This window comes from Bordetella ansorpii (assembly GCF_900078705.1).
Taxonomy (GTDB): domain Bacteria; phylum Pseudomonadota; class Gammaproteobacteria; order Burkholderiales; family Burkholderiaceae_B; genus Bordetella; species Bordetella ansorpii_A.
The window spans coordinates 509100-529834 of record NZ_FKIF01000007.1 but is presented as its reverse complement, the minus strand read 5'-3'; the positions used below and the strand labels follow the sequence as shown (position 1 = coordinate 529834).

The window sequence follows — 20735 nt, the reverse complement described above, 5'->3', positions numbered from 1 at the left end:
TGTCGACGCCGGTAAGCGCCTGCCGAACACGCCCTTGACGGTTCAGCCTACGCAGCAGGTTGCCAGCGATGCGGCAGCAGTTCGGCGATCTGGTGGTTTTTCTGCGTGGGCAGCCGGGTCAGAACGTCTTTCAGATAGGCATACGGATCGTGGCCGTTCAGTCGCGCCGACTGGATCAGGCTCATGATGGCGGCCGCACGCTGCCCGCCGCGCAGTGACCCCGCGAACAGCCAGTTCGAACGCCCGATCGCCCAGGGCCGGATCTGGTTCTCGACCCAGTTGTTGTCGATCGGCGCGTCGCCGTCATCGAGATAGCGCGTCAGCGCCTCCCAGCGCTTGAGGCTGTAGTCGATGGCACGTGCAGTACCCGAGCCGTCGGGCACCCTTTGACGTTGCGCGATCAGCCATCGATGCAAGGTCTCGGTGATCGGCTTGGCGTGGTCCTGCCGTCTCTGCCTGCGCGCATCGGCAGGCAGGTAGGCCACATCCCGCTCTATGCCGTACAAGGCGCCGAACAGTTCCAGCGCCTGCGTGGCGATCTGGCTCTGGTTGCTCGCATGCAGGTCGTGGAACTTGCGCCTGGCGTGCGCCATGCAGCCCAGCTCCGTGATCCCAGCGGCGAACCCCGCCTTGTAGCCGGCATAGTCATCGGTCACCAGCTTGCCGCGCCAGTCCTCCAGGAACGTGCGGCAATGCTCGCCGGCCCGGCTGGGCGCGAAGTCATAGAGCACTGCGCGCAGGTCGTCGTAAGAGGTCGGTGTGTACGCCCACAAGTAGGCGCGGTGCGTCTTGCCCGCGCCCGGCTTGAGCATCTGCACCGGTGTCTCGTCGGCATGCAGCACCGGTTTGCCCAGCACCTCGGCCTTGAGTGCATCGACCAGCGGCTGCAACCGCAGCCCGCACACGCCGACCCACTCGCCCAGCGTCGAACGCGGCAGCGCCAGGCCAGCCCGTGCAAAGATGCCTTCCTGGCGGTATAGCGGAAGGTGGTCGGCGAACTTGGCCACCAGCACCTGCGCCAGGAGCCCCGCTGTCGGGATGCCCTTGTCGATGACCTGCGCGGGTACCGGCGCCTGCGTGAGCGTCTCGCACTGCTCGCACACCCATTTACCTCGGATGTGGCGCTCGACCGAGAAGACACCAGGCAGGTAGTCCAGCTTCTCGCTGACGTCCTCGCCGATGCGCTTCAGGCCGCAGCCACAGCGGCACGTCGTGGACGCCGGTTCGTGATGGATGTCGGTACGCGGCAACTCGGGCGGCAGCCGCCTGCGGCGCGGCGCCTGCGGTTCGGCTGGCTTGGGCGAGATCGCCTGGCTCAGCGCCTCGACTTCCTCTTCGATGGCGGCCATGTCGGCATCCATCGTCTCTTCCAGCAGGCTCGCCTGCGCCGGGTTAAGTTGCTCGCTGCGCTTGCCGTACCGCCAGCGCTTGTACAGCGCCAGTTCCTGCTTGAGCTGCTCGATGTGTGTGTCTTTGAAGTGCAGAACCTGGTCGTGCTTGGCGATCTGCGCATCGTACTTCGCGAGTTGCTCGTCGCGCACGGCCATCTCGCCCATCAGGCGTTCGGCCAACGCCCGCAGTTGCTGCGCGTCAAGGTGATCCAGGGAAGCGGTACTCATGCCCGCCAGTATGCCGCAGGGCGCGTAGCGGCGGTATTGGCGTCTTGCCCGATTGCAAGGCGCTACAGCACAGAGATCGCACCGGCCGCACCCACGTGCTGCCAGGGCAAGCCCAGCACCAGCGCCTGCCACTGATCACCGTCCAGCGCCATATGCGGGCCATGGATGGCCTGGGCCCACGTGAACTTGCCGCGGTTGAGCCGGCGCGCGGCCAACCACACGCCGATCCCGTCATGCACGAGCACCTTCATGCGGTTGGCCCGCCGGTTGGCGAAGCAATAGGCGTGATGCGGGCGCGCCGCGCCGAACACCGCGACTACCCGCGCCAGTGCCGTCTCGGTGCCCGCACGCATGTCCAGCGGCTCAGTGGCCAGCCAGATCGCATCGACACGGATCACCGCAGCCACTCACGTAGCCACGCCACGCAGGCACCCGCCTCGCTCACGGGCCATTGCACCGTCGCTTGCACGGGGCCGCGCGACAAGCGGATCTCGATATGACGACCCGCCGAAGACACCGCGGGCAACGCAACCGGCACGAACGTTGACACCAAACCGATCTGCCGCTCGGCCTGGCGGATCCATTTATGCACCAGGTTCGCGTTCACGCCGTGCGACAGCGCTACCCCGGCGATGGATATCCCCGGCTGCCTGCACTCGGCCACGATCTGCGCCTTCAGCGCCTTCGGATAAGACCGGCGCTTAGGCACCGGTGCTAATTCTGTCTTCGACATGGTGTCCACCTAAAAGTGGTGGACACTATCGAGGACAACGCACGCGCTCAATATGTGTTCGCCGGGCGCTTACCGACGCCGCGCAAATCGCTCCATAAGCCGCGCTAACCTTAAGCCCGCGCTTTTGATCATTTCGAATGCGCGGATTTTTAGAATGTCGGCCTCCCAAGTAGTGGGGGCCATGTGGTCGGTGTTCTTTCCTTATCCGCACGGTCAACTCTCGAAGTCCGCGCAGATTTCCGTGCAGAAATCCAGGAAGGCTTCGACTGCCGCGGGCGCCAGTCGCCGTGATGGGCGAGTGACATACAACGGATAAGTCTCGCCTGACCACTCGGGGAACAACTCGATCAGCGCCCCGCTGGCCATCAGGTGCGAGACATTGAGGGCAAGCACCTGGGCAACACCAGCGCCGCTCACGCACGCTTGAACCATCAGGTCTACGTCGGTCGTCGTGACATGGCCTTGCGTCTCTACCGGCAACACCTCCCGGCCGCGATGGAACTCCCATGAGAATGGCTTGCCGCGCCGAGGATCGATGTATTGGATGCACTCGTGATCGACGAGTTTTTCCGGTCGCTTGGGCCGGCCATGCCGCGCCAGATATGCCGGCGACGCGACCGTCAGTACCCGCGTCTGGAGCAGCAGCCGGGAGGTCATCGTTGACGGCGGCTGCGGCCCGAAGCGCACCGCGACATCAATGCCTTCCGTGACCAGATCGCCAACGTCTGGTTGCTGCAGCACGGTCAGTTCGAGGTCGGGATGACGCTCGCGCAATAGCGGCAGCTTCGGCGCCAGGACGTATCGCGCAAAGATCGGATTGACGCTGGCCCGCAATGTCCCGCGCACCGTGACGGCGGCGCCGGACACGTAGCTGGCCGCTTCCTCGATGCCTTCCAGGTGCGGCGCGGCGCGTTCATACAGACTTTTCCCGTCGCTCGTCAGGTGCAGGGTGCGCGTCGTGCGATCCAGCAGCCGCACTCCCAGTCTTTCTTCCAGCCGGGAGATCGACCGGCTCACCCCTGAAGCCGACAGCCCCAGCACCTCGCCCGCGCGGCTGAAGCTGCCTGCCTCCACCACGGCAGCCAGCACGCTCATTCCTGACAGCAATCGCCCATCGAAACTCATCACCCCTCCATCTTTGATTTTCAGCAAAGATAATTTGAATGAATCTACCTTTATCAAAGATGGTGCGCAACCTATCGTGACAACCGTGCCGACACAAGCCGCGGTTTTCCTTGGGGGGAAGAACCACTGAGCAGGCTTCGTGGCGACCGGTCCACCTCACTTCCAAGGAGCATTCCATGAATACGCAACGCACGCTCTTCAAGGGCGGAACCATCCTGACGCTGGATGCCAAGCTTCCCAATCTGGCCGTCGGCGATGTCCTGGTTCAGGATGGCCGTATCGCTGCGGTCGGCCCGGCCTTGCAAGCCGACGACGCCCAGGTCATCGATGCCGCCGGCCACATCGTCATGCCGGGCCTGGTCGATGCCCACCATCACATGTGGCTCGGCGTGATGCGCCGCATGATGCCGAACGTGGACGATCTGTTCGCCTACATCGATGTGGTCGCCGAACAGCTGGGCGCCCACTACCGTCCGCTGGACATGTACCTGAGCACGAAGCTCACGGCCGCCGCGTCGCTGGACGCCGGCATCACCACGATCATCGACGCCTGCCACGGCTCGCGCAGCCCCGAGCACACCGATGCCGCGCTCGATGCGCTGGAAACCACCGGCATTCGGGCGCTGCACATGGTCGGGGCGGCGATGGACAAGAAGGCTTCCGCGGCCCACTTGCCGGGCGACCTGCAACGCTTGGCGCACGGCTGGAACAACGCGGGCAGCCTCGTGCGGGTGGGCCTGTTCGGCCAGCTCGATCTGGACTGGTGGAAGGTCGCGCGCGGCCTCGACATGCGCATCCTGACCGAATTCATCGGCGACCTGGCCAAGCTCGGCCCGCAGTTCGCCAAGCCGGGGGTGCTGGGCACGCACAACATCTTCAACCACTGCACGCGCGTGCCGCAGGAAACGTGGAAGCTGCTGGCCGATGCCGGCGTGAACATCACGATCAACCCGCGCTCGGATGCATTGTTCGGCTTTGACGACGAGACCTTTGCCTATCAGCAGGCCGTGGATCATGGCCTGGCCCCGGCGCTCGGCATCGACCTCGATACGGCATTCGGCAGTGACATGTTCGGAGAAATGCACGCCCTGTTCGGGCAGCAGCGTTCGGCGATGCGCTATCGGCGTTTCCGTGGCGAAGCCGATGCACCCGCGCCGATCCGCGTCGAAGACGTGCTGAAGGCCGCAACGGTCAACGGTGCCCGTGCCGCCGGTCTGGACGGCCAGATCGGCACGCTGACGCCCGGCAAGCAAGCCGACATCATCATGGTTCGCACCAGCGGCATCGCGGTCTTTCCCGTGACCAACGCCGTCGGCACGATCGTCCAAGCGGTCGAACGCGCCGATGTGGACACCGTGATGGTGGCGGGTCGATTGCGCAAGCGTAACGGCCAACTGCTCGGCATCGACCTGGGCAGGCTCAATGCGGATGTCACCGCTTCGCGTGACTACCTCATCGAAGCGAGCGGCTACCGCGCCGATCTCTTCGGCGCGGCTGCGTAAAGGCTTAGGGCGGCCCGCGACGCCGGGCCGCCTCGTTTTCAATCACTTCACCGGAGGCTGTCATGCAAGCTCCCGCCATGAAGCGGGCGGCGCAGGCCGATGCCGCTGCTGCGCACTTGTCCCGCCCGGCAACGGGCATCATCGCCGCACTGTTCTGCGGCTACCTGGCCGTCGGCCTGCCGCTGCCGGTTATCCCCCTGTTCGTCCACGATCGTCTCGGTTACAGCAACCTCGTGGTCGGACTGGTGATCGGCATCCAGTTCGTGGCGACGGTGCTGACGCGCGGCTATGCCGGCCGCTTGACCGATCAGCAAGGGGGAAAGCGTTCCGCTCTGCAAGGGGCGGCTGTCTCGGCTCTCGCGGGGCTGTTTTACTGGGTGGCTGCCATGCCCGGCATATCGCCTGCGGCCAGCTTGGCGATTGTCATTGCCGGCCGCCTGGCGGCCGGTTTCGGCGAAAGCCAGTTCGTGACCGGCTGCGTTTCCTGGTCGATTGCCTCCGTAGGCCCGCGGCGTGCCGGCATGTCCATGTCCTGGACAGGTATCGCCATGTTTGCCGCGCTGTCGATCGGCGCGCCGGTCGGCATGGCCTTGTACCAGGGCTACGGCCTCGCTGCCGCCATGATCGCTTGTATCGCCGCTCCCGCGCTTGCCGTGCTGATCGCGTGGGGGTCAGCGTCTTATCTGTCGCCTAGCGGCGCGCGGCTGCCGTTTTACCGAGTGGTCGGCCGGATCTGGCGCGAAGGTGTGGGCCTGATGCTCCAAGGGGCCGGATTGTCTGGACTCACCGCTTTCGCGTCGCTGTTCTTCGCGGCACGTCACTGGAGCCATGCCGGCCTGGTGATGACGGCCTTTGGTGTCGGCTTCATCTTCGTGCGTGCGGTGCTGGGGCATCTGCCGGATCGCATGGGCGGCTACCGGGTCGCTGTGTGGTCGCTGGTGGTCGAAGCGGTCGGCCAGGCCATGTTGTGGCTTGCGCCGAATGCATGGGCGGCGCTCGCCGGCGCGCTGGTGACGGGTCTCGGCTGCGCGCTGGTGTTCCCGGCGCTGGGCGTCGAAGCACTCAAGCGAGTACCGCCGGCCAACCGCGGCAGCGCGATGGGCGCATTCGTCGCCTTTCTCGACATCGCCTACGGCATCTCGGGGCCTGCCGCAGGAGCCATCGCCGGGAGTTTCGGCTATGCCTCCGTCTACCTGTTCGGCGCGGCCTGCGCGTTGATGGGAGCCGTGCTCGCCGCCACCTCCCGCACTGCGCAACCTTGAACATCACGCATCGTCGGCCGGGCGCCGTCCGCCGACGCTTCCGAGGAGAAAACCATGTCTCGCATTTTCATTTCCGGCTCATCCGCCGGCCTTGGCCTGATGGCCGCCGAACTGCTGGTACAGCAAGGACACGAAGTTGTGCTTCACGCCCGCAATGCCAGCCGCGCGGAGGACGCCCTGCGCGAATTGCCGCAAGCGCAAGCCGTGGTCGTCGGCGATGTGGAAACTATCGCTGGCGCCAAAGACATTGCGGCACAGGTCAACGCGCTGGGCCGCTTCGACGCCGTGATCCACAACGCGGCAGTCGGCTACCGTGAAGGGCACCGCTTGACGGGCGATGGGCTGCCGCATGTGTTTGCGATCAACACGCTGTCGGCCTACCTACTGACGGCGCTGATCGAGCGGCCGAAGCGGCTGGTCTATCTCAGCTCCGGCATGCACCGCCATGCACAGGCCAACTTGGACGACATCCTCTGGCGCAAGCGCCGCTGGAACGGCTCGGACGCCTATGCCGAAAGCAAGCTGCACGATGCCATGCTGGCCTTCGCCGTGGCGCGTGGCTGGCCCGAGGTACGCGCCAATGCCTTGGAGCCGGGCTGGGTGCCGACAAGGATGGGCGGGCCAGGCGCGCCGGACGATATGGATCAAGCGCACCGGACTCAGGCCTGGCTTGCTGCCGCCGAGGACGGCAACGCCGACGTCTCGGGCGAATACTTCTATCACCTGAAGCGCATGGCGGCGAACCCGCAGGCACGGGATGCCACGCTACAGGATCGCCTCATCCGCATCTGCGAGGAAGTTTCCGGAGTTGTACTTGACTAGATCAGCCGGTATGGCGGCATCGCGGTTCCGTTCTGGATGCCGGGCGGCGGAACGCTTCGCCGCAGGTGGCCGTGACCCGTCGTGTCGGAGCGCGCTAAGATGCGTCCTGACCGACAATAAGCGTCGGAGACGCCGACGCCGCGCAGATCGCGCCCTGACCCGCGCCGACGTCGAGCATTCGCCGGTGGATCGGCCATGAAGCCCTGCATGAACGCATCCATGACGTTCGAGAGCCAAGGCTGAACGAGACCGGGCTGAGTCCTGTATCAAGCGGGATTCAGCCCTCTTGGTTGGAATGCGATGCCGGCGTCATCGTGCGGGGAGCGCGCGCCGGCCCACAGTCAGACTGCCCCGCGCACCGGAATACGTACAGGCGCCCGCCGCGCCACTATCAGAGTTTCACCATGGAAATCAAAGTCAATTTTCTCGATAAGCTGCGTCTCGAAGCGAAGTTCGACGACTTCACCGTCGTGGCGGATCAGCCCATCCGCTACAAGGGCGATGGCTCGGCGCCGGGGCCGTTCGACTATTTCCTGGCGTCCTCGGCATTGTGCGCCGCGTACTTCGTGAAGCTCTACTGCGTCACGCGCAATATCCCGACCGAGAACATCCGCCTGTCGCAGAACAACATCGTCGATCCGGAAAACCGGTATCGACAGATCTTCAAGATCCAGGTCGAGTTGCCGACGGACATCGAAGAGGCGGATCGCCGGGGCATCCTGCGCTCGATCGAGCGGTGCACCGTCAAGAAGGTGGTCCAGGCCGGCCCCGAGTTCGTCATCGAAGAGGTCGAGAACCTGGACGCCGACGCGCAGTCGCTGCTGACGATCAGGCCCGATGCCGAGGCCCGCACCTTCATCCCCGGCAAGGACCTGCCGCTGGAGGAGACCATCGCCAACATGACGGGCATCCTGGCGGCGCTGGGCATCAAGATCGAGATCGCCTCGTGGCGCAACCTGGTGCCCAACGTCTGGTCGCTGCACATCCGCGACGCGCACTCGCCGATGTGCTTCACCAACGGCAAGGGCGCCACCAAGGAAAGCGCGCTGGCATCGGCGCTGGGCGAGTACATCGAGCGCCTGAACTGCAATCACTTCTACGCAGGCGTGTTCTGGGGCGAGGACATCGCCAACGCGCCGTTCGTGCATTATCCGGACGAGCGCTGGTTCAAGCCAGGCAAGAAGGGCGCGCTGCCCGCCGGGATCCTGGATGACTACTGCCTGGACATCTACGACCCGGATGGCGAGCTGCTGGGCACGCATCTGTACGACACCAACTCTGGCAATACCGAACGCGGCATCTGCGCGCTGCCTTTCGTGCGGCAGTCGGACGGCCAGACGGTGTATTTCCCGTCCAACCTGATCGAGAACCTGTTCGTCAGCAACGGCATGAGCGCCGGCAACACGCTGGTCGAGGCGCAGGTGCAATGCCTGTCCGAAATCTTCGAACGGGCGGTCAAGCGCGAGATCCTGGAAGGCGAGATCGCCTTGCCCGACGTGCCGCAAGAAGTGCTGGCCAAGTACCCCGGCATCCTGGCTGGCATCCAGGCCCTGCAAGAGCAGGGGTTTCCGGTGCTGGTGAAGGATGCGTCGCTGGGCGGGGTCTATCCCGTCATGTGCGTCACGCTGATGAATCCGAAGACGGGCGGCGTCTTCGCCTCGTTCGGCGCGCACCCCAGCCTGCAAGTGGCCGTGGAGCGCAGCCTGACGGAACTGCTCCAGGGCCGCAGCATCGAGGGCCTGAACGATCTGCCGGCGCCCACCTTCTCCAGCGAGTCGGTGAGGGACGAGCATAATTTCGTCGAGCACTTCATCGACTCCAGCGGCCTGGTGTCGTGGCGCTTTTTCAGCGCCAAGGCCGACTTCGAATTCGTGGAGTGGGACTTCTCCGGCAAGGGAGAGGATTCCAATGGCGAGGAAGCCGCCACCTTGTTCGGCATTCTTGCGGACATGGGCAAGGAGGTCTACACGGCCACCTATGACCAACTGGGCGCGGTGGCCTGCCGGATTCTGGTGCCGGGCTATTCAGAGGTCTACCCGGTGGACGACCTGATCTGGGACAACACCAACAAGGCGCTGTTGTTCCGCGAAGATATCCTGAATCTGCATCGCCTGGACGACGCCGCCCTGGCCGCGTTGCTCGAACGACTGGAGTCCAATGACCTGGACGATTACCTGGACATCGCCACGCTGATCGGCATCGAGTTCGACGAGAACACCGTCTGGGGCCAATTGACTGTTCTCGAACTGAAGCTGCTGATCCAGCTGGCCTTGAAGGACTTCGAGGCGGCAAAGGAATTCGTCGAAGCCTTCCTGCAGTACAACGACAATACGGTCGAACGCCGGCTGTTCTATCAGGCCATGAATGCCGTGCTGGAAGTGGTGCTCGATGAAGAGATGGAACTGGACGACTACGAGGTCAACTTCCGTCGCATGTTCGGCAATGAGCGGATGGACGCGGTGATCGGCAGTGTGGAAGGCGCGGTGCGCTTCTTCGGGCTGACGCCGACGAGCATGAAGCTGGAGGGGCTGGACAGGCATCATCGCCTGATCGACAGCTACCGCAAGCTGCATGTGGCGCGGGCCGCTGCGGCGGGTGCGGTCCCGCTCTGATCAGGATGGCCCGCAGCAGCGGGGGCTGAAAGAGAAGGGCGGACGCCGGTCCTGTCAGCCCGATCGAACGTTGGCGTCGCGTTCAATCGGATCCCGCTTCTGGCGCCTATTGGTGTCAGCGTTGATCCTCTAAGGTATCTGTTGAAATACCTTGATGAGGGGGCTACCATGCCGTCTATGAAGACACTAGACGATCTCTTACGGGTAGATCAGGGCTACGAACCGGTCCTGAGCAACATGTTGGAGGTCTCGCGGCAGATCGGCGAACGTCTGCGCCGCCAGCGTGTGGCGTTCGATTGGCGGCAAGCCGACGTGGCCGAGCGTGCCGGCGTTTCGGTGCAGACCGTCAAGGCCGTGGAGAAGGGGGACCCTGTCTCAGGTGAAAGCCTTCTGCGGCTGTTGCTTGCATTCGGGCATGGCTGCGACCTCATCCGGATGCTCGAATCCCCTCACTTCCCTGACCTCGATTCCCACCAACGCTACGTGGAGATGGGTGGGGCGGCGACGTCTGTCCATAAGCGAGTCAGAGGCAAGGCGGGGGCCTGATGTTTGATAAAGCCTGGTTGGCGTCTCCGATTCATCGGGTGCAGGTCTGGGCTCATCACCTGGCGCAGCCCATGCTGGTGGGGCGCCTGAACTATGAGGTTTCTGCACGGCGCACTCTCTTTGAATGGACGGAGCAGGCCATCGCGCAGGACCTTCGTCTGTCGCCTCTTGTGCTGCCGGCCGTCACGGGTGTCTGGTCGAGCGCGCAGCAGCGCAATCTTCCTCAGGATTTCGAAGGCTTGCCCGGGCTGTTGAATGACGCCCTGCCTGATGGTTGGGGCCGGTACCTGATGGATAAGGCAATCGCCCGGCAGCAGGTCGATCCGCGCTTCATCTCGCCCGCGGCCCGCCTGGCTTTCATCGCCGACCGGGCGTGGGGCGCATTGAGCTTCAAACCGGCCATGGAGAGCGCCGCGGAGGGTGAGATCTCCCTGGATGCGCTGGGCCACGAGGTGGAGGCCGCGATCGATGGTGCGCTGGCAGACGTTTCCAGGGCCCTCTTGACCGCGGGCAGTTCCCCTCAAGGCGCTCGGCCAAAGATCATGCTGGATCTGGACGCAAGCATGCGGCGGGCAAGGGTAACCACCGGAATTCCGCCTGCGGGCTTTTCCTCCTGGCTTATCAAGTTCGCGGCCAGGGATGAGCCTGTGGATGCCCCTGTGCTGGAGCAGGCCTACATGGAGTGCGCACGGGAAGCGGGGCTGGATGTGATGGATAGCTGCTTGCTGGACATCAATGGGAAGCCCGCGTTCGCCACACGCCGTTTTGATCGGATGGGGCAGCGCCGCACGCATTGCCACACGCTTGGCGGGATGATTCACTTTTCGCATCGCGAGATTGGCCTGGATTACGTCAATATCGCGGAGGTGATGGCTCGCTTGGGCGTGCCCGACAGCGATTACCTGCAGGCTTATACGCGTGCAGTCTTCAATGCCGCCATGAGTGTTCGCGATGATCACGCCAAGAACTTCGCCTTCATCCTCGACGGGCGGCAGCGTTGGGCGATTTCGCCGGCCTATGACCTGACCTGCATGGAAGGGCCGGGCGGCTATCACACGCTTGCCTTTGCCGGCGGAAGTTCGAGGGATCCGGTAAGGGCCGATCTGCTGCGCCTGGCCGATTCCTATCGGATCGAACCTGCGCAGGCGTCCGGCATCATCGATGGAATGCTGTCATTGGCGCCCCGATTCGGCGCCATTGCCAAGCAACTGGGTGCGCGTGCTGCAGTGATCGATCCCATCGTCAGGCGACTGGCCGGGATTGGACGGGCGTTGGCGTGATCCGTCTTGCAAGGCTGGCGGCGTACAACGCAAAAAATGCCGCGCGCGTGGTCTGGATTCCTCCTGACACGCTGCGGCTTCGCACCGGCATCAGGCCGAGAGTTCTCTTCGGATGATCTCTGCGCCCGCGCTCAGCGCGCTCAGCTTGCCTCTGGCCACCGCGCGAGGCAAGGGCGCCATGCCGCAATTGGTGCAAGGATAGAGCTTGTCGGCGTCGACGAACTTCAGCGCCTTGCGCAGCGTGTTGGCGACTTCCTCGGGCGTTTCGACGTTGTTGGTGGCCACGTCGATGGCGCCCACCATCACCTTCTTGCCGCGAATCAGTTCGATCAGGTCGATCGGCACATGCGAGTTGTGGCATTCCAGCGAGACGATGTCGATATTCGACTGCTGCAGCTTGGGGAAGGATTCCTCGTACTGGCGCCACTCCGAGCCCAGCGTCTTCTTCCAGTCCGTATTGGCCTTGATGCCGTAGCCGTAGCAGATGTGCACGGCGGTCTCGCATTTCAGGCCCTCGATCGCGCGCTCCAGGGTGGCCACGCCCCAGTCGTTCACTTCGTCGAAGAAGACGTTGAAGGCGGGCTCGTCGAACTGGATGATGTCGACACCGGCTGCTTCCAGTTCGCGGGCTTCCTGGTTCAGGATCGTGGCGAATTCCCAGGCCAGTTTTTCGCGGCTCTTGTAGTGGGCGTCGTACAGCGTATCGATCATGGTCATGGGACCGGGCAGGGCCCACTTGATGGGCTGCTTGGTCTGCTGGCGCAGGAACTTGGCGTCTTCCACGAAAACCGGCTTCTGGCGGCTGACGGCGCCGACGACGGTCGGCACGCTCGCGTCATAGCGATCGCGGATCCGGACGGTCTCGCGCTTTTCGAAATCCACGCCGCTCAGGTGCTCGATGAACGTGGTGACGAAGTGCTGGCGGGTCTGCTCGCCGTCGCTGACGATGTCGATGCCGGCGTGCTGCTGTTCCTGCAGCGACAGGCGCAGGGCATCGCGTTTGCCTTCGATCAGTTCCTCATCCTGCAGCTTCCAGGGCGACCAGAGCTTTTCGGGCTGGGCCAGCCAGGAGGGCTTGGGCAGGCTGCCGGCGGTGGAGGTGGGCAACAGTTTTTTCATGACGGATGGGTCCTGGTTTTATTGGTGGGTCACAGGGAATGGTTGGCGGCGGCCCACTGTTCGAGCACATTCCGGTATGGCTTGATGAAGTGCTCTTCCGTGAACTTTCCCTGCTTGACGGCCAGTTGGCTGCGCTCTTCGCGGTCGTAGACGATCTGGGTCAATGAGTAGTCCTGGTTCTTCAGGCTCGGTCGGTAAAGATTACCCGCTGCCGAGTTGGCGTTGTAGATCTCGGGGCGGTAGATCTTCTGGAAGGTTTCCATCGTGCTGATGGTACCGATGAGTTCCAGATTGGTGTAGTCGCCAAGCAGGTCGCCCCGGAAGTAGAAGGCGAAGGGCGCGACGCTGCCGGGCGGCATGAAGTAGCGCACTTGCAGCCCCATCTTGGCGAAGTATTGGTCGGTCGACGAGAACTCGTTCTGCAGATACTCGACGCCCAGGATGGGATGCCGGTTCTCGGTGCGGTGATAGGTCTTGCTGCTCGACGCGCTGATGCAGATGACCGGCGACTTGCGCAAGCGCTCTTTGTAGGCATCCGAGTTCAGGAAATGCTTGAACAGCTTGCCGTGCAGGTCGCCGAAATCGTCCGGCATGCTGAAGGCGGGCTTGTTGGTGTTGTGCTCCGTCAGCACGACGCTGAAATCGTAGTCGCGCACGTAGGACGAGAAATTGTTTCCCGGGATGCCTTCGATGCGTTCGTTGGTCTTCTTGTCGAGGATATTGGGTCTCAGTATCTCGATCAGCGGGAAGACGCCGTTTCCGCTTTCCGCGTCAATGGTCATCTCGGCGGAGATGATGTCGAGTTCGACGGCGTAGCGGTCCCCGTTCGGGTTGTCCCAATGCGCCAGGCTGTTGAAGCGGTTGTCGATCATGCGCAGGGTGTTGCGCAGGTTCTCCTGGCGGCTCGCGCCCCTGGCCAGATTGGCAAAGTTGGTGGTGATGCGCGTGTTGTCCGACGGCTGGTAGTTTTCGTCGAAGCGGATGCTTTTGATGCTGAAGGTGAATGCTTGGCTCATGGTGTACTGACGCTCGGGTTCCCGCAATAAAGTCGGAACGGGTTGTTTTTGGAATGGGCCTTGCTTCAGGCCGCGACCGCCTCCCCGGCGGCGCAGAATCTTGCGTCCAGCGTCGATCCGATCAGGGGCAAGGCGCGATCGACCGCCAGCCTGGCCCGCTGGATCAGGGCCTCGTCCTGCAGTCGGTAGCCGGCGAAATCCTTGTCGGTCGCATAGACGCCCAGCGGCAGCGTGCGCGCCTGGAAGAAGCTGAATAACGGCCGCAACTGGTGATCGATCATCAGGGCATGGCGTTCGCTGCCGCCGGTGGCGGCCAACAAGACCGGCTTGTCGATCAGGGCGTCCTGGTGGATGAAGTCGAAGAAGTGCTTGAACAGGCCCGTGTACGAGCCGCGGTAGACCGGGGTGGTCACCACCAGGATGTCCGCTTGTTCGACCGCCGCAAGCTCGCGCTCCACCGTCGCCGGCAACTGGGACCGCCAGACCGCGCCGGCAAGGTGCGGGGCAAGCTGGCCCAGCTCGACCAGGCGCGGTTCGCACGGGACTTCGCCGGCGATCAGATCCAGCAGGTGTTCCGCCAGGGCGGCGGCCTTGGAGGGGCGTTGCATTCCGCCGGAAACGGCTGCGAGACGGAGGGGACGTGTCATGGCTGCTCTCATGGGGTGGATCTGTGCGGCGCCGGGAGATCCGGCCGACCTCGCCCTGAGCTTTTCCGTGCTCAAGCAAACGCGCAACAGGGACGCATGCTAAAGCTCGGCTACGATGACGTAAAATGGTTTTATTTCACAAATCCATGAATATGGTTCATCTGAATGCTTGAGCGCATCCATCTCAGCATCGTGCAGCAGGTCGAGAAGCAGGGGTCGCTGACCGCCGCCGCGGGCGTGCTGAACCTGACCCAATCGGCCCTGAGCCACAGCATGAAGAAGCTGGAGCAGCAACTGGGCACCGACATCTGGCTGCGCGAAGGGCGCAGCCTGCGCCTGACGCAGGCGGGGCAATATCTGCTGGCGGTGGCCAACCGGGTGCTGCCCCAACTGGATCTGGCCGAAGAGCGCCTGGGCCAGTTCGCGCAAGGCGAGCGGGGAGCCTTGCGCATCGGCATGGAATGCCATCCCTGCTACCAGTGGCTGCTGAAGGTGGTCTCGCCCTATCTGGCCGCGTGGCCCGACGTGGATGTGGACGTCAAGCAGAAGTTCCAGTTCGGCGGGATCGGCGCGCTGTTCGGCTACGAGATCGACCTGCTGGTCACGCCCGATCCCTTGTTCAAGCCGGGCCTGAAGTTCGAGCCCGTGTTCGACTACGAGCAGGTGCTGGTCGTGGCCAAGGGCCATGCCCTGGCGCAGGCAGCCTGCGTGAAGCCCCAGCAACTGACCCAGGAGGTGCTGATCAGCTACCCCGTGGACATCGAGCGCCTGGACATCTACAACCAGTTCCTGCTGCCCGCCGGCGTCACGCCCAAGCGCCACAAGGCCATCGAGACCACCGACATCATGGTGCAGATGGTGGCCAGCGGCCGTGGGGTGGCCGCGCTGCCGCGCTGGCTGGTCGAGGAATATGCGGCCAGGATGGACGTGGTACCCGTGCGGCTGGGCGCGCGCGGCATCGCCAAGCAGATTTTCCTGGGGGCGCGCGAGTCGGAGACCGGCATCGATTATGTGCGGGCCTTCATTGAACTCGCCCGCCAGCCTGCCGCAGCCATTGCGCAACACGCCAATGGCTGAGCCTCACGGTCGAACGTAAACGCCACTTGCTTGCCGAGCCGTTCGGCGTGCCCATCAGCGATGTCCTTGATTCATCCCGGCCTTTCCACGCCGTCCCCCGGCACCATCACCGACGGCTATTCGTTGGAAGTCAGCGCGAGAGACATCACGGCGCTGACCGCCGCGGCTTCGCGGATAGTGCCCGGGTCGACCATTGCCATTCCGTACCTGCCCGGCCAGGACAACGACGCGCGGCTGGCCGCGGCGCGGGCCGTGCGCGGACTGGGCCTGGAGCCCATGCCGCACCTTTCCGCTCGTCGTATCGCCTCGCTTGCCGAGCTTGATTGCTTCGTCCGGCGCGCGGTCGCCGAAGCCGGCGTCGATCGCTGCTTCGTGATCGCGGGAGACCCGCCGGCGCCGTTGGGGCCGTTTCCCGACAGCGCTTCGTTGATCGAAACCGGCGTCTTCGAGCGTTCGGGCATCCGGGTGGTCGGCGTGGGAGGGCATCCGGAAGGCCATCCGGTCATGAGCGAGGCCCAGCGATGGGAGGTGCTTGATCGCAAGTGCCACGGCATCGCCGCGCGCGGCATGACGCCCATGATCGTCACGCAGTTCGGATTCGATGCCGACGCCGTGTTGACGTGGTTGGAAACGCTGCGCGAGCGTGGCATCGAGTATCCCGTGCGCGTGGGCGTGCCAGGCCCCGCGGGTATCGCGGTGCTGGCCCGCTATGCCGCCTTGTGCGGCGTCAGCGCATGCGCGTCCATGTGGTCCAAGTACGGCATCTCGCTGGGCAGGCTGTTCGGCGCGGCGGGGCCGGATGTCTTCGTGGATCGCCTGGCCACCGGGCTGACGCAAGGGCATGGCGCAGTGAGCCTGCATTTCTTTCCGTTCGGCGGCATCGCGCAATCCGTGGGATGGGTGGAGCGGTATCGTGCGCGCGCAGGGCACCGTGCCTCGGCTTAAAGACGCGGATGAAGATCACGGACTTCGCTGACGCTTTCCAGCAGCGAGGCGAGGTGAAGAATGGTGGACTCCGCCTGCCACTTGCCGACGATCTGGACGTTGATGGGAAGCCCTTCCTTGCTGGTGCCGAATCGCATCGCGACGCCCGGCAATCCCGCGACGTTGAGCGGCACCGTCGCTCCTTGGAGATAGGTGGCGTCCACGGTCTGGCCATCGATGATGAACGTCTCGACCCCATGCTTGTGGGCAGGAATGGGGAGGACGTGGGTGATGAGCGCATCGTAGCGGCTGAAATAATCGGCATAGCCGTCGCGGATACGCTCGGCCGCCTGCTCGGCCTCGATGTAGTCCTTCATCGACGTATCCGGAAGCGACAGCATCGTGCTGGACATCTTGAACATCAGGTCTTCATGGCCGCCGGTTGTCTCGGCGAAGGCGGGCTTCATCTCCATGACGTGCAGCTTGTTGAAGACATCGAGCGCGAAATCGCGCTCCAGAGCCGGGATGCCGACCTGCTCGACATGGATGCCGATATGCTGCAGTGCGTCGGCCGCTGCTCGCACGGTCGCCTGCACTTCCGGATCGACGGGCCCATAGCCGGGGCCGACCATCCAGCCCACGCGCAGCGGGCGAAAAGGCTGGCGGCCGATACCCGCGTCGAAGGACGTGGTGCTGCTCGCGAAGGCATCCTTGCCGTCAGGGCCGGCAAGCTGCGCGAAAGCGAGGGCGATGTCACGGACCGAGCGAGCCATCGGTCCGACGTGCCAGAAACGGCGCGGGGCTCTCGGCCAGATGCCCGTCATGGGCACGCGCCCATGCGTAGCCTTGATCGAGGTGATGCCCGTCTGGGCGGCCGGACCCCGCACGGAAATGGCCAGGTCGGTGCCCAGGCCGATGGGTGACATGCCAGCGGCGATGGCGGCGGACTCGCCGCCGCTCGATCCGCCCGGCGTGCGGGTGACATCCCAGGGATTGTTCGTCGCGCCAGTCAAGAGGTTGTCGCTTTCGATCCAGTACGAGAACTCGGGAAGATTGGTCTTCGCGAGCAGGATCCCGCCCGCCTGCTTCATGCGGGCGACGCTGGTGGCGTCGGTGTCAGGGCGGCGTCCCTTGAAGATCGGCGAGCCCCGTTGCGTCAGGACGCCAGCAGTGTCGATCGAGTCCTTCACGGTGAAGGGGACGCCATGCAGCGGGCCGAGTTCCTCACCCGCCAGGACCGAGGCTTCGGCCGCCTTGGCGGCGTCGAGCGCGTCGTCGGCCAAGGTGACGATCGCGTTGATTTGCGGATTCACGGCCGCTATGCGATCGAGGTGCGCTTGAACGACCTCGACCGGGGAGACTTCCTTGGTGCGGATGAGTTCGGCCAGCTTGGTGGCGTCGTGGTAGAAAAGTTCGTTGCTCATGGGGCTCTCGAAGGGTCGGCCAGTGGCAGGCAGCGGCCGGATTGATAAACTACCTAACGTTAGTTAGGTTGCAAGATAGGCGCTATACTTCGGCTCGTCAACCCCTTTCGAGAGCGGATGCGTGAACAGCAAGGAAAGTACGAGTTCCAGCGACAGGATCCTGGCTGCCGCGACCAGGATCGCGCAGGCGCACGGCTACAGCGGATTGAATGTCCGTAGCCTTGCGGAAGAGGTGGGCATCAAGGCGGCAAGCCTCTACCACCACTTCCCGAGCAAGGCGGACCTTGCCGCCGCGGTTGCCAGGCGCTATTGGGAGGATTCGGCCGCGGCACTGGAAGCCCTGTCAGCCGAAACGCAAGACCCGATCCAGTCCTTGCGTCGATATCCGGAGACGTTTCGCAGATCGCTCGCGAACGGCAATCGTATCTGCCTGTGCAGCTTCATGGCTGCCGAGTCCGACGATCTGCCCGACGCCGTGAAGACGGAGGTGCAAGCCTTTGCCGACGTCAATATCGCGTGGCTGGGCAAGATGCTGGTGGCGGCGCGGGCCGTCGGTGCCAAGGATGCGAAGAAGCGGGCACGGGCCATATTCGCCGCGGTCGGCGGTGCACAGTTGATGGCGCGTGGCAGATCCGACATCAAGCTTTTCGATGCCCTGATCGAGAGCTACCAGGACAGCGGGCTCCTGCCGAAGTGAGCGCGGATGCCTCCAGCGTCTTCCGCAGGGCAGGAGGGTGGCCGCAGGCAGCTTCAGGGAACGCCCGCGGAATATCTGGATAACCCAGGCCGTTGAACGAGCCGCGCGTAGTACTCCCGCACGGCATCCAACCTCGGATGCTCGAACGGCGTCCCGAACCATCGATGCACCGACAGGCCAATGGCAATATCGGCCAGGCTGAAGTGATCTCCCGCCACGTATGCCCCGGTTTCCATCAGCCGGCCATCGAGTACCGTCATGAACCGCGTCCAGCCCTCCAGTGAGGCCTGGACCAGCGCGGGATCGCGATGCTCGGCGGACCCACGGACCAGGGACATGAACGCATAGCTCCATGCCCGGTTCAGGTCCGAGGCCTGCCAGTCCAGCCATTGATCCACGCGAGCGCGGGCCTCGGCCTGCGATGGATAGAGCCCGCCATCGCCGTAGCGGTTGGCCAGGTAGCGCAGGATGCTGTTCGATTCCCAAAGCACGAAATCCGCGTCGACCAGCACTGGCACCATGGCGTTGGGATTGAGCGTCTTGAACGCGTCGGTGTTCAGGTCGCGGAATCCGCTGCCCCAGTCTTCCTGCTGGAAGGGCAGGTCGAGTTCGGCGCAGGCCCACAGCACTTTGCGGACGTTGATGGAAGAGGTCTTTCCGAGAATTCTCAGCATGATGTCGCTTGAACGTCGAGCGTGGCCGCGCCGCGGCATCGGCGCTCGGTGGCGGGATCGATGTCCAGGCACCATGCAAATTCTATCAATGGGGCACGGGATCGCATTGGCTCGTCCGGTGCACGATCGGCGGAATGCTTGTAGACGACCGGTCTAATCAGTGCTAGAGTACGGTCCATGAATACGGCACCCACCCATGAATCCAGCCCCGTGCGCCAGAACATCCTCGCGCATGGCCAGCGCATCATGGCGGGCAAGGGCTTTTCGGCGGTTGGTATCAACGAGGTCCTGACCGCCGCCAGCGTGCCCAAGGGCTCGTTCTATCACTACTTCGGTTCGAAGGACGCCTTTGGCGAGGCCCTGCTCGAAAGCTACTTCGATGATTACCTGGCCGAGCTCGACGCCACGCTGAGCGAGCCGGGGCTGACCATGGCCCAGCGCCTGATGAAGTACTGGACGAACTGGCAGGACACCCAACTGCTGTACGACTGCCAGGGCAAGTGCCTGGCGGTCAAGCTGGGGGCCGAGGTGGCGGATCTGTCCGAACCCATGCGCCTGGCGCTCAGGCGTGGCACAGGCGGCATCATCGACCGGCTGGCGCGTGCCATCGAGGCGGGCGTCGAGGAAGGTTCGCTCGTCCCCGTGCGGGGCACGCCTCGGGAAGTCGCCCAAAGCCTCTACCAGCTGTGGCTGGGCGCCAGCATCATGGTGAAGATCGTGCGCAGTCCGCAGCCTTTCGAGGCCGCCATGGCAGCCACGCGTATCAACCTGCGTTCGCCTTCCTGACGGAAGCGGGCGCGGCCCCGGCACTTCCCTGGAAGTGTTTTTTTATACCCACCTACTAGACGACCGGTCTAATTTGATTGAAATCGACAAGGAGCAATGCCATGAAGAAAGTCCTCATCGTCCTGACCTCGCACGACCAACTCGGCGACACCGGCCGCAAGACCGGTTTCTGGCTGGAGGAGCTGGCCGCGCCGTACTACGTCTTCAAGGAAGCGGGCTATGCGATCACGCTGGCCTCGCCGAACGGCGGCCAGCCGCCGTTGGACCCCAAGAGCAACGAGCCGGCATTCCAGACCGACGACACGCGCCGCTTCCAGGCCGACGCCGAGGCCACCGCGCAACTGGCCGCGACGGTGCGGCTGGACAGCGTGAACCAGGCCGGCTTCGACACGGTGTTCTACCCCGGCGGCCACGGCCCGCTGTGGGACCTGGCGGAAGACACGTATTCGATCGCGCTGATCGCCGCGTTCTCCGCCGCCGAAAAGCCGGTCGCCCTGGTGTGCCATGCGCCGGGCGTGCTGCGCCACGTCCAGACCCCGCAGGGTCGGCCGCTGGTCGAAGGCCGGAAAGTGACGGGCTTCACCAATACCGAGGAAGCCGGCGTGGGCCTGACCGAGGTGGTGCCGTTCCTGGTGGAGGACGAACTGAAAGCGCTGGGCGGCGTGTATTCGAGCGGTCCGGACTGGGGTTCGTACGTCGTGCAGGACGGCCTGCTGATCACCGGCCAGAACCCGGCATCGTCCGCGGCCGCGGCGCGGCGCCTGGTCGACGTCTTGCAGTCCATTGCGTGACGGCCGCTGCAAGGCGGGTTCACCAGCAGATAGCGACAGTCCGCTGTTCGACTGCCGCCGGCCGCGCGCGGCGCGCCTG

At 64.2% G+C, this 20735-nt stretch carries 20 protein-coding genes; 11 read left to right on the top strand and 9 right to left on the bottom strand.

Features of this window, described 5'->3' with window-relative positions:
* Nucleotides 1-47 precede the first annotated feature (47 nt).
* The 4 genes from tnpC to A6745_RS18145 form a co-directional block, all read right to left on the bottom strand.
* Nucleotides 48-1619 carry an IS66 family transposase gene (gene tnpC, locus A6745_RS18160; RefSeq protein WP_066130185.1) on the bottom strand — a complete coding sequence of 524 codons (1572 nt, stop codon included), beginning with the start codon at nucleotides 1617-1619 and terminating at the stop codon, nucleotides 48-50.
* Between the two features lie 62 nt (nucleotides 1620-1681).
* Nucleotides 1682-2026 (bottom strand): IS66 family insertion sequence element accessory protein TnpB, encoded by a 345-nt coding sequence (tnpB, locus tag A6745_RS18155; protein WP_082853131.1) that lies wholly within the window; start codon nucleotides 2024-2026, stop codon nucleotides 1682-1684.
* Nucleotides 2014-2352, bottom strand: a complete 339-nt coding sequence (gene tnpA, locus A6745_RS18150; protein WP_066130182.1) for an IS66-like element accessory protein TnpA — start codon at nucleotides 2350-2352, stop codon at nucleotides 2014-2016. The genes tnpB and tnpA overlap by 13 nt, the downstream gene beginning before the upstream one ends.
* Nucleotides 2353-2565: 213 nt before the next feature.
* Nucleotides 2566-3477 (bottom strand): LysR family transcriptional regulator, encoded by a 912-nt coding sequence (locus tag A6745_RS18145; RefSeq protein WP_066130178.1) that lies wholly within the window; start codon nucleotides 3475-3477, stop codon nucleotides 2566-2568.
* Between the two features lie 176 nt (nucleotides 3478-3653).
* Between A6745_RS18145 and A6745_RS18140 the strand changes: the two genes are divergently transcribed.
* From A6745_RS18140 to A6745_RS18115, 6 genes are all read left to right on the top strand, one after another.
* The gene (locus A6745_RS18140; RefSeq protein WP_066130176.1) at nucleotides 3654-4979 is read left to right on the top strand and encodes an amidohydrolase family protein; all 1326 of its coding nucleotides are present in this window, start codon (nucleotides 3654-3656) and stop codon (nucleotides 4977-4979) included.
* 62 nt (nucleotides 4980-5041) lie between these two features.
* Nucleotides 5042-6241, top strand: coding sequence for an arabinose transporter (locus A6745_RS18135; RefSeq protein ID WP_197488187.1), 1200 nt, complete (start codon nucleotides 5042-5044; stop codon nucleotides 6239-6241).
* 54 nt (nucleotides 6242-6295) lie between these two features.
* The gene (locus A6745_RS18130; protein ID WP_066130173.1) at nucleotides 6296-7063 is read left to right on the top strand and encodes an SDR family oxidoreductase; all 768 of its coding nucleotides are present in this window, start codon (nucleotides 6296-6298) and stop codon (nucleotides 7061-7063) included.
* A gap of 404 nt (nucleotides 7064-7467) precedes the next feature.
* Nucleotides 7468-9675, top strand: coding sequence for an OsmC domain/YcaO domain-containing protein (locus A6745_RS18125; protein ID WP_066130166.1), 2208 nt, complete (start codon nucleotides 7468-7470; stop codon nucleotides 9673-9675).
* Between the two features lie 177 nt (nucleotides 9676-9852).
* Nucleotides 9853-10221 carry a helix-turn-helix domain-containing protein gene (locus A6745_RS18120; RefSeq protein WP_066130163.1) on the top strand — a complete coding sequence of 123 codons (369 nt, stop codon included), beginning with the start codon at nucleotides 9853-9855 and terminating at the stop codon, nucleotides 10219-10221.
* The gene (locus tag A6745_RS18115) at nucleotides 10221-11501 is read left to right on the top strand and encodes a type II toxin-antitoxin system HipA family toxin (RefSeq protein ID WP_066130161.1); all 1281 of its coding nucleotides are present in this window, start codon (nucleotides 10221-10223) and stop codon (nucleotides 11499-11501) included. The genes A6745_RS18120 and A6745_RS18115 overlap by 1 nt, the downstream gene beginning before the upstream one ends.
* A gap of 90 nt (nucleotides 11502-11591) precedes the next feature.
* Here the strand turns inward: A6745_RS18115 and A6745_RS18110 are convergent, their stop codons facing one another.
* From A6745_RS18110 to msuE, 3 genes are all read right to left on the bottom strand, one after another.
* Nucleotides 11592-12620 carry a methionine synthase gene (locus A6745_RS18110; protein WP_066130158.1) on the bottom strand — a complete coding sequence of 343 codons (1029 nt, stop codon included), beginning with the start codon at nucleotides 12618-12620 and terminating at the stop codon, nucleotides 11592-11594.
* 29 nt (nucleotides 12621-12649) lie between these two features.
* Nucleotides 12650-13636: a DUF1852 domain-containing protein gene (locus A6745_RS18105; protein WP_066130156.1), complete on the bottom strand. Its 987-nt coding sequence runs from the start codon at nucleotides 13634-13636 to the stop codon at nucleotides 12650-12652.
* A gap of 65 nt (nucleotides 13637-13701) precedes the next feature.
* Nucleotides 13702-14283 (bottom strand): FMN reductase, encoded by a 582-nt coding sequence (msuE, locus tag A6745_RS18100; RefSeq protein ID WP_066130154.1) that lies wholly within the window; start codon nucleotides 14281-14283, stop codon nucleotides 13702-13704.
* Nucleotides 14284-14448: 165 nt separating this feature from the next.
* On the opposite strand from msuE, the gene A6745_RS18095 reads away from it, so the two are divergent.
* On the top strand, nucleotides 14449-15360 hold the full coding sequence (locus A6745_RS18095) for a LysR family transcriptional regulator (protein ID WP_066130153.1): 912 nt from the start codon (nucleotides 14449-14451) through the stop codon (nucleotides 15358-15360).
* A 60-nt stretch (nucleotides 15361-15420) separates the two neighbouring features.
* On the top strand, nucleotides 15421-16305 hold the full coding sequence (locus A6745_RS18090) for a methylenetetrahydrofolate reductase (protein ID WP_066130152.1): 885 nt from the start codon (nucleotides 15421-15423) through the stop codon (nucleotides 16303-16305).
* On the opposite strand, the gene A6745_RS18085 is transcribed toward A6745_RS18090, so the two are convergent.
* Nucleotides 16302-17708: an amidase gene (locus tag A6745_RS18085; protein ID WP_066130149.1), complete on the bottom strand. Its 1407-nt coding sequence runs from the start codon at nucleotides 17706-17708 to the stop codon at nucleotides 16302-16304. The two genes, A6745_RS18090 and A6745_RS18085, sit on opposite strands and share 4 nt — an antisense overlap.
* 121 nt (nucleotides 17709-17829) lie before the next feature.
* On the opposite strand from A6745_RS18085, the gene A6745_RS18080 reads away from it, so the two are divergent.
* Nucleotides 17830-18405 (top strand): TetR/AcrR family transcriptional regulator, encoded by a 576-nt coding sequence (locus A6745_RS18080; protein WP_066130147.1) that lies wholly within the window; start codon nucleotides 17830-17832, stop codon nucleotides 18403-18405.
* Nucleotides 18406-18458: 53 nt separating this feature from the next.
* Here the strand turns inward: A6745_RS18080 and A6745_RS18075 are convergent, their stop codons facing one another.
* Nucleotides 18459-19079, bottom strand: coding sequence for a glutathione S-transferase family protein (locus A6745_RS18075; protein ID WP_066130145.1), 621 nt, complete (start codon nucleotides 19077-19079; stop codon nucleotides 18459-18461).
* A gap of 177 nt (nucleotides 19080-19256) precedes the next feature.
* On the opposite strand from A6745_RS18075, the gene A6745_RS18070 reads away from it, so the two are divergent.
* Together A6745_RS18070 and A6745_RS18065 are read left to right on the top strand one after the other, a co-directional pair.
* Nucleotides 19257-19865, top strand: coding sequence for a TetR/AcrR family transcriptional regulator (locus A6745_RS18070; RefSeq protein WP_066130143.1), 609 nt, complete (start codon nucleotides 19257-19259; stop codon nucleotides 19863-19865).
* Nucleotides 19866-19966: 101 nt separating this feature from the next.
* Entirely contained in the window at nucleotides 19967-20656 is a 690-nt protein-coding gene (locus A6745_RS18065) for a type 1 glutamine amidotransferase domain-containing protein (RefSeq protein WP_066130141.1), read from the top strand.
* The last annotated feature ends 79 nt before the right edge of the window (nucleotides 20657-20735 follow it).